This window comes from Flaviflagellibacter deserti, from assembly GCF_042652085.1.
Classification (GTDB): Bacteria; Pseudomonadota; Alphaproteobacteria; order Rhizobiales; family Methylopilaceae; genus Flaviflagellibacter; species Flaviflagellibacter deserti.
Genome location: NZ_JBHSJF010000006.1, coordinates 234,971 through 247,582 on the forward strand (window position 1 = coordinate 234,971; position 12,612 = coordinate 247,582).

Annotated in this window: 14 protein-coding genes; 13 read left to right on the forward strand and 1 reads right to left on the reverse strand. The window is 64.4% G+C overall.

Features of this window, described 5'->3' with window-relative positions:
- The first annotated feature begins 275 nt into the window (after positions 1–275).
- From ACFPFW_RS08080 to ACFPFW_RS08130, 11 genes are all read left to right on the forward strand, one after another.
- Positions 276–1,181, forward strand: a complete 906-nt coding sequence (locus ACFPFW_RS08080) for an AraC family transcriptional regulator (RefSeq protein ID WP_114956473.1) — start codon at positions 276–278, stop codon at positions 1,179–1,181.
- A 215-nt stretch (positions 1,182–1,396) separates the two neighbouring features.
- Positions 1,397–2,632 (forward strand): L,D-transpeptidase family protein, encoded by a 1,236-nt coding sequence (locus ACFPFW_RS08085; RefSeq protein WP_379770220.1) that lies wholly within the window; start codon positions 1,397–1,399, stop codon positions 2,630–2,632.
- Positions 2,601–2,831 (forward strand): DUF6898 family protein, encoded by a 231-nt coding sequence (locus tag ACFPFW_RS08090; RefSeq protein WP_114956471.1) that lies wholly within the window; start codon positions 2,601–2,603, stop codon positions 2,829–2,831. The genes ACFPFW_RS08085 and ACFPFW_RS08090 overlap by 32 nt, the downstream gene beginning before the upstream one ends.
- Positions 2,832–3,018: 187 nt before the next feature.
- Complete coding sequence (gene glyA / locus ACFPFW_RS08095) at positions 3,019–4,320, forward strand: serine hydroxymethyltransferase (protein WP_379771430.1); 1,302 nt, start codon at positions 3,019–3,021, stop codon at positions 4,318–4,320.
- Positions 4,321–4,342: 22 nt separating this feature from the next.
- A complete protein-coding gene (nrdR, locus tag ACFPFW_RS08100) occupies positions 4,343–4,807 on the forward strand; it encodes a transcriptional regulator NrdR (protein WP_114956469.1) in 465 nt (154 codons plus the stop codon).
- Positions 4,804–5,937 (forward strand): bifunctional diaminohydroxyphosphoribosylaminopyrimidine deaminase/5-amino-6-(5-phosphoribosylamino)uracil reductase RibD, encoded by a 1,134-nt coding sequence (gene ribD, locus ACFPFW_RS08105; RefSeq protein WP_114956468.1) that lies wholly within the window; start codon positions 4,804–4,806, stop codon positions 5,935–5,937. Before nrdR ends, ribD begins: the two co-directional genes overlap by 4 nt.
- Entirely contained in the window at positions 5,937–6,548 is a 612-nt protein-coding gene (locus ACFPFW_RS08110) for a riboflavin synthase (protein ID WP_114956467.1), read from the forward strand. The genes ribD and ACFPFW_RS08110 overlap by 1 nt, the downstream gene beginning before the upstream one ends.
- A gap of 28 nt (positions 6,549–6,576) precedes the next feature.
- A complete protein-coding gene (gene ribH, locus ACFPFW_RS08115; protein ID WP_379771432.1) occupies positions 6,577–7,071 on the forward strand; it encodes a 6,7-dimethyl-8-ribityllumazine synthase in 495 nt (164 codons plus the stop codon).
- A gap of 1 nt (position 7,072) precedes the next feature.
- Entirely contained in the window at positions 7,073–7,552 is a 480-nt protein-coding gene (gene nusB, locus ACFPFW_RS08120) for a transcription antitermination factor NusB (RefSeq protein ID WP_114956465.1), read from the forward strand.
- The gene (thiL, locus tag ACFPFW_RS08125; RefSeq protein WP_114956464.1) at positions 7,549–8,550 is read left to right on the forward strand and encodes a thiamine-phosphate kinase; all 1,002 of its coding nucleotides are present in this window, start codon (positions 7,549–7,551) and stop codon (positions 8,548–8,550) included. Before nusB ends, thiL begins: the two co-directional genes overlap by 4 nt.
- A gap of 189 nt (positions 8,551–8,739) precedes the next feature.
- Positions 8,740–10,863 (forward strand): sodium-translocating pyrophosphatase, encoded by a 2,124-nt coding sequence (locus ACFPFW_RS08130; protein ID WP_114956463.1) that lies wholly within the window; start codon positions 8,740–8,742, stop codon positions 10,861–10,863.
- Between the two features lie 48 nt (positions 10,864–10,911).
- On the opposite strand, the gene ACFPFW_RS08135 is transcribed toward ACFPFW_RS08130, so the two are convergent.
- Positions 10,912–11,310, reverse strand: coding sequence for an outer membrane protein assembly factor BamE (locus tag ACFPFW_RS08135; protein WP_379770227.1), 399 nt, complete (start codon positions 11,308–11,310; stop codon positions 10,912–10,914).
- On the opposite strand from ACFPFW_RS08135, the gene ACFPFW_RS08140 reads away from it, so the two are divergent.
- Positions 11,297–11,989, forward strand: a complete 693-nt coding sequence (locus tag ACFPFW_RS08140; RefSeq protein ID WP_379770230.1) for a ubiquinol-cytochrome C chaperone family protein — start codon at positions 11,297–11,299, stop codon at positions 11,987–11,989. The genes ACFPFW_RS08135 and ACFPFW_RS08140 overlap by 14 nt on opposite strands.
- Positions 11,986–12,540 carry a DUF177 domain-containing protein gene (locus tag ACFPFW_RS08145; RefSeq protein WP_114956460.1) on the forward strand — a complete coding sequence of 185 codons (555 nt, stop codon included), beginning with the start codon at positions 11,986–11,988 and terminating at the stop codon, positions 12,538–12,540. Before ACFPFW_RS08140 ends, ACFPFW_RS08145 begins: the two co-directional genes overlap by 4 nt.
- Positions 12,541–12,612: the final 72 nt, after the last annotated feature.

Below are 12,612 nucleotides of genomic sequence, written 5' to 3' on the forward strand. Positions count from 1 at the left end.
CAATCGTCGAATGGAAAGGTGCGCCGATCGCTCCCTACCGATCAGCAAATTCATTATGTCCCGAAAATATGCCCTGAAAATCCAGCCACCAGATAATCGTGATGCGATGATCCGACCATGACGTGATCATGAATGCTCAAGTGCATCAGCGACTTGCGCCAATCTCATGATCCTCCACGATTATTGCCCGATTCTCTATGTTTTTCGTCCTTTGGCTTCCGCCGAGCGGTCTTCGCGCGTATGCTTCGCTCCGCTGATTACCCAGGAACATCGCCATGGCCGCCCGCAACGAATTCGCCGAATTGATTGAACGAAACACCGGGACCGATGGCGTCTTCCCGACCGCCATTCCCCGGGTCTTTCTCTTCCGTTCGAGCCAGCCGACCCTGCCGCTCCACGCGCTGCACGAACCGGCCGTGTGCATCATCGCGCAGGGCGCCAAACAGGTGATCCTCGGCGATGCGGTCTATGAATACGACCGCGATAAATATCTTGTCGTCTCGGTCGATATGCCGATCGTCGGCCAGGTCACCGAGGCGACGCCGGAAAAGCCTTATCTCTGTCTACGGGTAGATCTCGATCCCGGTTTGCTCGGCCAGCTCATGATGGATGCCGGATCGCCGCCCGTCCGGCAGAATTCGGAGCCCGGCCTGACATTGAGCGCTGTGACGACCGAGCTCACTGATGCGGCCTGCCGTCTCCTGCGCCTGCTCTCGTCACCGGGCGACATCCCGATCTTGGCGCCGCTGGCCGAGCGCGAAATCCTCTATCGCCTGCTGCTTGGAGAGCAGGGTACGCGTCTCCGCCAGATCGCGGTCGCCGAAAGCAAAGTGCAGCAGATCAATCGTGCGATCGGCTGGATCAAGCAGAACTTCAAGGAGCCGTTCAGCATCGAGACGGTTGCGTCCGAAGCCCGCATGAGCCCGTCGGCGCTGCACGCGCATTTCAAGGCGGTGACGACGATGAGTCCGCTTCAGTACCAGAAGCAGCTCCGCCTCCAGGAGGCCCGCCGACTGATCCTCAGCAAGGCGGCGGATGCCGCCACGGCCGGCCATACCGTCGGCTATGACAGTCCTTCGCAGTTCAGCCGCGAATATGCGCGCGTTTTCGGCGCGCCGCCGATGCGCGATATCGCCCGGATGAAGTCGATGCCGAAGGAGTTTTTCGCGCTCGCGGTATGACGGATGGAATGTGTCGCTTCCGCAACACTTGGTGGAGGACTGTATAAAACCAGCGCCGCATCATGGTTCCGCCCCAAATCGATGGCGTCTAGGGATCAATACGAGGCGTGCCCGAGGGGCGAACTCGTTGTTCATTAACCTTGTGCATGTTACGCCCAATGATCGGGGCAAGGGCACGTATTGCGGCGAGGGTTAGTCAGCCGATGATGTTGAGCATGTCGACCACGAGACGCGGCGTGGCCGCTTTCCTCGGCCTCGCCATTGTGGCCGCCGCCGCGCCTGCTTTTGCACAGCAGAAGACGGCGATGCAGGGCGTCTCGGTCGAGTGGGGCGATCGCTTCGACTCCGCTCCCGCCGCAGCCCGCATGCCGAAGACCACGGTGCCGATCATCAGCGAGCAGACGCTCGCATCGACGACCGCCGCGCTCCAGCAGTACATCCAGATCGAGAACCAGGGCGGCTGGCCTGCCATTCCGCCCGGGCCGGTCCTGAAACTTGGCAGCCGTGATCCGGCGGTGCGCATCGTCCGCCAGCGCCTGATGGTCTCCGGCGACCTGCCGGCGAACGCCGGCAATTCCGATGTCTTCGATTCCTATGTCGATGCCGCGGTGAAGCGCTTCCAGGCCCGTCATGGTCTGATCGCCAACGGCGCCGTCGGCCCCGACAGCCGCGCCGCCATGAACGTTCCGGCGTCGGTGCGCCGCCACCAGATGGAGGCGAGCCTCGCCCGGCTCGCGACTCTCACCCGCAAGATCGACCGCCGCTTCGTGATGGTGAACATCCCGGCCGCACAGGTCGAGGCGGTGAACGAGGGCGTGGTCGAGCTTCGCCATCAGGCCGTGGTCGGCAAGATCGACCGCCAGTCGCCGCAGCTCGACGTCAAGATCCAGGAAGTCAACTTCAACCCGTACTGGACGGTGCCGTCTTCGATCATCCGCAAGGATCTGATCCCGAAGATGCAGAAGGAGCCGGACTACCTGACGAAGAACAACATCCGCATCTTCACGCAGCGCGGCGAGGAACTGCAGCCCGAGCAGGTCAACTGGCAGTCCGACGAGGCGATGGACTATCGCTTCACGCAGGATCCGGGCGATTTGAACTCGATGGGCTCGATGCGCATCAACATGCCGAACAAAGACGGCGTGTATATGCACGATACCCCGTCGAAGGGCCTGTTCGGCGAGAACGCGCGCTTCCATTCGTCCGGTTGCGTGCGTGTCCAGAACGTCCGCGAGCTCGCCGCCTGGCTCCTCGGTCAGACGCCGAACTGGGACCGTTCGCAGGTCGATGCGGCGATCAAGTCCGGCCAGCGTATCGATGCCAAACTCGCGCAGGCGACGCCGGTGCACTGGGTCTACATCTCGGCCTGGGCGGACTCCGAGGGCGTGGTCCAGTTCCGCGATGATATCTACAATCTCGATGGCGTCGGACAGATCGCCGCCGCACAATGAAAGAGGCATTGCCAGGCGGGGAAGCCATGGCGATGTCTATTTCGAGTTTCGGGCGCTAGGCGGCTCGATGAAGGTTTCGGCCATCTGCCCAGAAACAGGCACGGAAGTGTCGATCGTCGGGCCGGTGAATGCATCCCGGGCCGACCTACAGAGGTTGGCCCTGCGGAAGTTGGAAATGAAACTGGGGCGTCCATCTTAGAGCCGTCATCCTCCGGCTTGACCGGAGGATCCATATTCGACGCTGGTGGATGCTCCGGTCGAACCGGAGCACGACCCAGATAGCCCTCGTAGCAACTTGGCGGCGCGACGGCCGATATGGTACGCCACGCATCGACAAAGAGCCGGGACCGCGATAGATCGCCGTCGGCCAGGAGCAAACTATGTCCATGACCGACACCCGCGCCGCGAATGGCGCCAGCGCCTTCTTTTCCGCCTCGCTCGCCGAGTCCGATCATGAGATTTTCGACGCCGTCCAGCTCGAGTTCGGCCGTCAGCGCGACGAGATCGAACTGATCGCTTCGGAGAACATAGTCTCCAAGGCCGTGCTCGAAGCGCAGGGCACCGTCCTCACCAACAAATATGCGGAAGGCTATCCGGGCCGCCGCTATTATGGCGGCTGCCAGTATGTCGACATCGTCGAGCGGGTCGCGATCGAGCGAGCCTGCCGTCTGTTCAACGCCAGGTTCGCCAACGTCCAGCCGAATTCCGGCTCGCAAGCCAACCAGGCGGTCTTCCTCGCCCTGCTCCAGCCAGGCGACACCTTCATGGGCCTCAACCTTGCCGCCGGCGGTCACCTGACTCACGGCGCGCCGGTCAACGTCTCGGGCAAGTGGTTCAAGCCGGTCGCGTACAATGTCGACCCGAAGACCCATGTCATTGATTACGACGAGATGGAGCGTCTGGCCCATGAGCATAAGCCGAAGCTCATCATAGCCGGCGGTTCGGCCTATTCGCGCCAGCCCGACTTCGCCCGCTTCCGCAAGATCGCGGACGCGGTCGGCGCCTACTTCTTCGTCGACATGGCGCACTTCGCCGGTCTCGTCGCGGGCGGCCAGCATCCGAACCCGCTAGAGCATGCCCATGTCGTCTCGACGACCACGCACAAGACCCTGCGCGGCCCGCGCGGCGGCATGGTGCTGACGAACGACGAGGACATCGCCAAGAAGATCAATTCGGCTGTCTTCCCGGGCATGCAGGGCGGCCCGCTGATGCACGTCATCGCGGCCAAGGCCGTCTGCTTCGGCGAGGCGCTTCGTCCAGACTTCAAGATGTATGCGAAGAACGTGGTCGAGAACGCCAAGGCTCTATCGGAGAACCTCAAGGGACACGGCTTCGACATCGTCTCGGGCGGCACCGATACGCACCTCATCCTCGTCGACCTCCGTCCGAAGCGCCTGACCGGCAAGACCTCGGAGATCGCGCTCGGTCGCGCCCACATCACCTGCAACAAGAACGGCATCCCGTTCGATCCGGAAAAGCCGATGGTGACGTCGGGCATCCGCCTCGGCACGCCGGCCGGCACGACGCGCGGCTTCGGCATTTCCGAGTTCCAGCAAGTCGGTGACATGATCGCGGAAGTTCTCGACGTGCTGTCGCAGAAGGGCACCGAAGAGGACAGCCTGGTCGAGGGCGCCGTCCGCGAGAAGGCCAAGGCGCTCGTCGCTCGCTTCCCGATCTATAATTCGTAAGGGCTGAGGATCGGAACGACAGATGCGGTGTCCGTACTGCGGAAGCCTCGACACACAGGTCAAGGATTCCCGGCCGACCGAGGATACGACGGCGATCCGCCGTCGCCGTATCTGTCCCGATTGCAATCGCCGCTTCACGACCTTCGAGCGCGTGCAATTGCGCGAGATCACGGTGGTCAAGAATTCCGGCCGCCGCGTCCCCTTTGAACGCGAGAAGCTCGAGCGCTCGGTCGATATCGCGCTGCGCAAGCGGCCGTTCAACGCCGACCAGCGTGAGGCGCTCGTCAGCCGCATCGTCCGCCGGCTTGAGGGGGAGGGCGAAGAAATCGCATCCTCCGCCATCGGCGAGATCGTGATGGATGAGCTGAAGGCGGTCGATACCGTCGCCTATGTCCGCTTCGCCTCGGTCTATCGCAACTTCCGCGAGGCCAGGGATTTCGAGCAGGCCCTCGCCGAACTTGCCGAAGACGATACACGCACCCCATGACGGACCAGGCGGTCGAGCATGCGGCCGCCGGAGCCGCAACCGAGGATGACGTCCGCTTCATCGAGGCGGCGCTCAGGCTTGGCGCGCGTGGTCTAGGCCGGACCTGGCCGAACCCGGCCGTCGGCGCGCTGGTGGTCAAGGACGGCGAGGTTCTGGGGCGCGGCTGGACCGCCGATGGCGGTCGCCCGCACGGGGAGCCGATCGCGCTGCGGCAGGCCGGCGAGCGGGCGCGTGGCGCGACCATCTATGTCGGCCTCGAACCCTGTTCCCATCACGGCAAGACGCCGCCCTGCGTCGATGCGATCATCGCCGCCGGCATCAGTCGCGTCGTCTCGGCGATCGAGGATCCGAACCCGCTGGTGGCCGGGCAGGGGCATGCCCAGTTGCGCGCGGCTGGTCTCGACGTGGTTGTCGGTATTGGAGCCGACCTGGCTCGGCAAATTCACGCCGGCCACATCATGCGGGTTACGAAGAACCGTCCGTATGTGACACTCAAACTTGCGGTTTCCGCCGACGGCAAGGCAGGCCTCGCAGGTCGCCGCCCTGCTCCCATCACTCGAGACGTCGCCCGCGATCTCGTCCACATGATGCGCGCCCAGTCCGACGCGATCGCGGTCGGCATCGGCACGGTGATCGCCGACGATCCGGTGCTGACCTCGCGTCTTCCCGATCTCGAAAAACTCTCCCCGGTCCGCGTCGTGTTCGACACGTCGCTTCGGCTCTCCCGCTTCTCCCAGCTCGTGACAACCGCCCGCGAAACGCCGGTTTGGGTCGTCACCGAACACAGTGCGAGCCATGACGCCGAGCGCTCGCTTGCCCCGCATGGCGTCGAGATCATCCGCAGCGGCATCGACGACGCGGGCATCGACATCGCCAAGGCGCTGACCGAACTCTCGCGGCGGGGCATCACGCGCCTGATGGTGGAGGGCGGGCCGGTACTCGCCGATTCCTTCCTGCAGGCCGGCCTCGTCGACGAGGCGGTGATCTTCACCAGCCCCAATAATCTCGGCGAGGATGCGGTCCCCGCATTGCCGGGACCCGTCGAACGGGTTTTGAACGAGGCTGGTCTCGGACTATCTGAGCACCATCAGGCGGGTGTCGACCTGATGCAGATCTACAGGCGGGCGTGATGTTTACGGGGATCGTGACGGATATCGGCGAAGTGCTGGAGACCGAGGTCGGTGACGCGGTGACGCGTCTGACCGTCGGCTGCCGCTATGAGCGCAAGGGCATCGACATCGGCGCGAGCATCGCCTGCTCGGGCGTCTGCCTGACGGTTGTCGAAACCGGCGAGCTCGATGGCCGTACATTGGTGAAATTCGATGCCGCTCCCGAAACGCTGGCGGTCACGACCGCCGCGCTCTGGCGGACCGGAACGCGCCTCAATCTGGAACGTGCGCTGAAGGTTGGCGACGAGCTTGGCGGCCATATCGTCGCCGGACACGTCGACGGCACGGCCTCGATTCTGAGCCGCGACGAGATCGGCGACGCCGTGCGTTTCGGCTTCGAGACCGCGCCCGAACTGGCCCGCTTCATCGCGACCAAGGGCTCCGTCTGTCTCGATGGCGTCTCGCTCACCGTGAACGCCGTCGACGGTACCCGTTTCTCCGTTCTACTCATCCCGCATACGCTTGCCGTCACGACGCTCGGCGACTGGAAACCCGGCGACGCCGTCAATCTGGAAGTCGATCTGATGGCTCGCTACGCGGCGCGGCTTGCGGAGGCGAGCGGCGTCCGCTAAGCCGCCCCGACATTCGAGGACCATCATGATTGCCGAACCTCGCCGCGACGTGGCGACCGAACCCACACGCGCGTCGATCCTCATCGTCGAGGCCCGTTTCTACAACGAACTGGCCGACGAACTCCTGCGCGGCGCCGAGGCGAAGATCGCCGAGGCCGGCGCGACCAGCGTACGCATCACCGTGCCGGGCGCCCTGGAAATTCCGGCCGCTGTCGCCATCGCGCTCGACACCGCCGAGGCGCAGGGCCGTCCGTTCGACGGCGTGGTCGCGCTCGGCACCGTGATCCGAGGCGAGACCTATCATTTCGAGATCGTCGCCGGTGAATCCTCGCGCGCGCTGATGGACCTCTCGGTCGCACGCCGCATCCCCGTCGGCAACGGCATCCTCACCGTCGAGACCGAGGAGCAGGCATGGGTCCGCGCCCGGGTCGCGGAGGGCGACAAGGGCGGCGGCGCCGTCGAGGCGGCGCTCATGCTCATCCGCGCCAAGCGCAAGCTTCCCGGCATGATCGGAGGACAGTGAGATGTCGCGCGGCGAAAAACGCTCGTCCTCCCGTCTCGGCGCGGTGCAGGCGCTCTACCAGATGGACATCGCCGGCGCGGCGATGACCGATGTATTCGCCGAATTCGAGAGCTTCTGGCTCGGCCAGGAAGTCGAGGGCGAGTCCTACAAGCCGGCCGAGATCGCCTTCTTTCGCGACATCGTCGAGGGCGTGGTGCGCGAGCAGCGCCAACTCGACCGCGATATCGATGCCGCGCTCGCCAAGGGCTGGCCGCTGAAGCGCATCGAGGCGATTCTCCGCGCGACGCTGAGGGCAGGGGCTTACGAACTGCTCGTCCGCCGCGACGTTCCCGCGCGTGTCGTGATCACCGAATATGTCGACGTGGCCGACGCCTTCGTCGATCGCGAGGAAGTCGGCATGACCAATGCTGTCCTCGACACGCTCGCTCGTTTGATGCGGGCCGAGGAGTTCGAAGCGGGAGCGCGAGAAAACGGGCAATGACCGGCATCGGGCGGCCAGACGAGGACGGGCTGATCGCCCGCTATTTCCGGCCGCTCGCGACCGCGCCCGGCGCCGCGCAGCTTCTCGACGACGCCGCAACCTATCAGCCGCCGGAAGGCCATGAACTGGTCCTGACCACCGACGCGGTGGTGGCCGGAGTCCATTTCTTTCCCGAGGACCCCCCGGACGCCGTCGCCCGCAAGGCGCTTCGTGTCAATCTCTCCGACCTCGCCGCCAAGGGTGCGCGGCCGGTCGGCTATCTTCTCACCATCGCGCTGACCGAAGACTGGTCGCCGGATTGGCTGGAGAGCTTCGTCGAGGGGCTCGGCGCGGATCAAGAAGAGTTCGATATCTCGCTGTTCGGCGGAGACACCGTCCGCACGCCGGGACCGCTGTGGATCTCGGTCACGGCCTTCGGTCTGGCCACCGAGGGGCACGTGCCGCGCCGCAATCGCGCCGTCACCGGGCAGCGCATCTACGTCACCGGCACGATCGGCGATTCCGCGCTCGGCCTGAAGATCCGTCTCGACCAGACGCTCAAGGGCCGCTGGGGATTGAGCGCCACAGACGCCGAGCATCTGCTTGACCGTTATCTGCTGCCCGAGCCTCGCGTTCAGGCGGCATCCATCGTCGCGAATTTCGCGACCGCCAGCATGGACATCTCCGACGGACTGGCGGGCGATCTCGGGCGCATGTGCGCGGCATCCGATGTCGGGGCGGTCCTCGAAGCCGATCGCGTTCCGCTGTCTCCGGCAGCCGCCAAGGCTGTCGCGGCCGATCCCTCGGCGCTCGCCACCGTCCTGACCGGCGGCGACGACTACGAAGTACTGGCGACGGTGAACCCGGACGACACCGAAGCCTTCGAACGCGCGGCCAAAAGGGCAGGGCTTCAGGTCGCCGCCATCGGCACGATCATGCCGTCCTTCGCGGGGCGCGTGCGGATAGAGCGCCACGGCCATCCGCTCGTCCTGGACAGGCTTGCGTTCCGGCATTTCTGAGCCGAACTTCGCGTATCGCTTCAAATCATTGAAATAAGTGCGTCGGCAAGTCGCATGTGACGATTGCGACCAGTCCGAAGCTCTGGCAGTCTCCCCGCACGGCCGGCTCGGGGCCGATCAAAATGCAAATAAACCGAGTGATTTGGGAGGGACCGCCCTGGTCCCAGGTAACGCGCGGGGACATCAAACATGCCGGTTATGTGGGCTATTCTAGCAGCAGGCGCATTGTCGATCGTCTACGGCGTCTGGACCGTCCGGAGCATTCTGGCGGCGGACGCGGGCAATGAGCGCATGCGCGAGATCGCGGGGGCGATTCAGGAGGGTGCGCAGGCCTATCTGACGCGCCAGTACACGACGATCGGTATCGTCGGCGTAGTCATCTTCGCGCTCGTCGCCTGGCTGCTTTCCATCACCGTCGCGATCGGCTTCGCCATCGGCGCGATCCTGTCCGCCGCGGCGGGCTTCATCGGCATGAACGTCTCCGTCCGGGCCAATGTCCGCACCGCGCAGGCCTCCACGAAAAGCCTCGCGGGCGGTCTCGACATCGCCTTCCGCTCCGGAGCGGTTACCGGCCTTCTCGTCGCTGGCCTCGCGCTGCTCGCGGTCGCCGGCTACTACGCCGTACTCACTTCCCAGGGCTATGCGCCCGGAGACCGCGTCATCGTCGACGGTCTCGTCGCCCTCGGCTTCGGCGCCTCCCTGATCTCGATCTTCGCTCGTCTCGGCGGCGGCATCTTCACCAAGGGCGCGGACGTCGGCGGCGATCTCGTCGGCAAGGTCGAGGCCGGCATTCCGGAGGACGATCCGCGCAACCCGGCCACCATCGCGGACAATGTCGGCGACAATGTCGGCGACTGCGCCGGCATGGCGGCGGACCTGTTCGAGACGTACGCGGTGACGGTCGTCGCCACGATGGTGCTCGGCATGATCTTCTTCGCCGGGTCGGATGCGGTGAACGTCATGCCGCTCTATCCGCTGGCGATCTGCGGTATCTGCATCATCACCTCGATCATCGGCACCTTCTTCGTGAAGCTCGGCCCGACCAATTCGATCATGGGCGCGCTCTACAAGGGCTTCATCGCCTCGGCGCTGTTCTCGATCCTCGGCCTTGCCATCGTCACCTGGGGACTGATCGGCTTTGGCGCCGAGTTCACCACGACGCGCGGGGTCAGCTTCTCGGGACTGGATCTCTTCCTTTGTGGCGTGACCGGTCTCGTCATCACCGGCCTGATTATCTGGGTGACCGAGTATTACACCGGCACGAATTTCCGCCCGGTGCAGTCGATCGCCAAGGCGTCCGTGACTGGTCACGGCACGAACATCATCCAGGGCCTTGCGGTCTCGCTCGAATCGACCGCGCTGCCGGCGCTGATCATCATCGCCGGCATCCTGACGACATACGGATTGGCGGGCCTCTACGGCATTGCGATCGCGGTCACGACAATGCTCGCCCTTGCCGGTATGGTGGTCGCGCTCGACGCCTTCGGCCCGGTGACCGACAACGCCGGCGGCATCGCCGAAATGGCGGGCCTGCCGGACGATGTCCGCCGCACGACCGACGCGCTCGACGCGGTGGGCAACACCACCAAGGCGGTTACGAAGGGTTATGCGATCGGTTCGGCGGGCCTCGGCGCGCTGGTCCTGTTCGCGGCGTACACGGAAGACCTCAACTTCTTCATCGCGAATGCGACGCCCGAGCGATTCTCATACTTCCAGGGCGTGACGGTCGATTTCTCGCTGGCCAACCCATACGTCGTCGTCGGTCTCCTGTTCGGCGGCCTGCTTCCGTACCTGTTCGCCGCAATGGGCATGACCGCCGTTGGCCGTGCCGCCGGCGCGGTGGTCGAGGAGGTGAGGCGGCAGTTCTGCGAGAAGCCCGGCATCATGGCAGGCACCGACCGGCCGGATTACGGCCGCGCGGTCGACATGCTGACCAAGGCGGCGATCAAGGAAATGATCATCCCGTCGCTGTTGCCGGTGCTGTCGCCGATCATCGGCTATTTCCTGATCCTCGGCATCGCCGGTAAATCGGCGGCTTTCTCGGCTCTCGGCGCGATGCTGCTCGGCGTCATCGTCAACGGGCTTTTCGTCGCCATATCGATGACGGCCGGCGGCGGCGCCTGGGACAACGCCAAGAAGTTCATCGAAGACGGCAATCACGGCGGCAAGGGCTCTGATGCCCACAAGGCGGCCGTGACCGGCGACACGGTCGGCGACCCCTACAAGGACACCGCCGGCCCCGCCGTGAACCCGATGATCAAGATCACGAATATCGTGGCGCTTCTGCTCCTCGCAGTGCTTGCGCACGGTTGATCGACTCGCTCACGAAGAAAAAAGCCCCGCTTCGGCGGGGCTTTTTGCTTAGAAGCTCACCAGACCCAGGAGTTGGCTGACGAGGGTCTTCTCGACGCCCGGCGTCGGCGTCTTTCGGCTGATGAAGTCGAACGCCACGCCGTCCTGGATGCCGTAATTGGCGAGGCGCTCGACCTTGCGGTTCTTGTCGAAATAGACAGCCACCACCTTCTGGTCGGTCACGCTCGGCTTCATGAAGCGCATCGCGCGCTTCTCGGTGGCCGAAATGTAGTAGAAGACCTCGCCGTTCACGGTTGCCGTCGTAGAGGGCGTGCCGAGGACGACCAGAACCTGTTCCTGGCTCGAGCCGACCGGGATCTGGTCCAGCGCCGATTGCGAGAACATATAGCCCTTGACCTGGGTCGTCTCGACCGCGCTGCATCCGGCAGCGGCGATGACGAGCGACATGGCCCCGGCGAGACCAAGCGAACGTGCTGAACCGGCCATCCCCATCCCCCAAAACGACTACGCGACTTGCCCGCTGCGGCGCCTTGCCCTAACCCGCCCACATGAACTGTGCAACTTTGCGCCCGGCGCGGAGGTATCCATGATCTTCGGATTGTTCCGGCAGGCGGCCGACGACAAGCAGGCGATGCGGCTCTATTCGCTGATCGTGGCACAGGCGCGGCAAGCCGAGCTTTATCGTGACATTGGTGTGCCGGACACGCCCGAGGGGCGTTACGAAATGCTGATGCTGCATGCATTTCTCTTCATGCACAGGCTGAAATCCGAGCCGGATTCCGTGCGTGATGCCGGCCAGCGGGTGTTCGATCTGATGTTTACCGACATGGATCGATCACTGCGGGAAATGGGCGTCGGCGACCTCACCGTGCCGAAGAAGATCAAAAAGATGGCTTCGGCTTTCTATGGTCGAACCGCCGCCTATGATTCGGCGCTTCAGTTGGATGACGGAGAACTTGCGGCCGCGATCGAGCGGAATGTGTTCGACGGTGATTCGGGTGTCGATCCGAGGGCGCGGAAGCTCGCAGCCTATGTCCGCTCGGCTGTAAAGGCGCTCAGTGAGCAGCCGAGCGACAGCCTGATCGACAAGGGCCCGGTTTTCCCCGCCCCGGAGACCGCCGCATGACCGCGAAAGCAGCCCTCAGCCGACCCATCGCCATCTCGGATGTCCCGCCGCGTGGTACGCGCGTTGTGATCGACGCCGACGAGACCGCGCGCTCGGCATTGGCCAAGCAATTGAAGATCCCGGCGGTAAAGCGCCTGACCGCCGATCTCGCGGTGAAGCCCTGGGGTCGCTCCGGTCTCGCGGTGACAGGGCGGCTGGAAGGCAAGGTTACACAGGTGTGCGTCGTCACCGTCGATCCCTTCGATGTGGACATCGCCGAAGACGTCAACCTCACCTTCGTGCCGGAGGAGGAGATGCCCTCCGAGGAGGAAATCGGCAGCGAGTTCGAATCCGACCTCGACGCTCCGGACGTTTTGGAAAACGGTGTCGTCGATCTGGGCACCGTGATCGCGGAATTTCTGGCGCTGTCACTCGACCCCTATCCTCGCAAGCCCGGCGCGGAATTCTCGCCGCCGGAAGAATCGAAGGTCGACGCGCCGTCTGAAGGTACCTATCGGCCGTTTGCCGGGCTGGAGAACCTCGTTCGTCGCAAGGACGACGAAAATAAGTGAAAGTTCGCGGCCCGGGTTGCAAAGCTTGCGCCTAGATTCCGAGACGCTATTGTCCGCCCTCCGTCGGGCCGC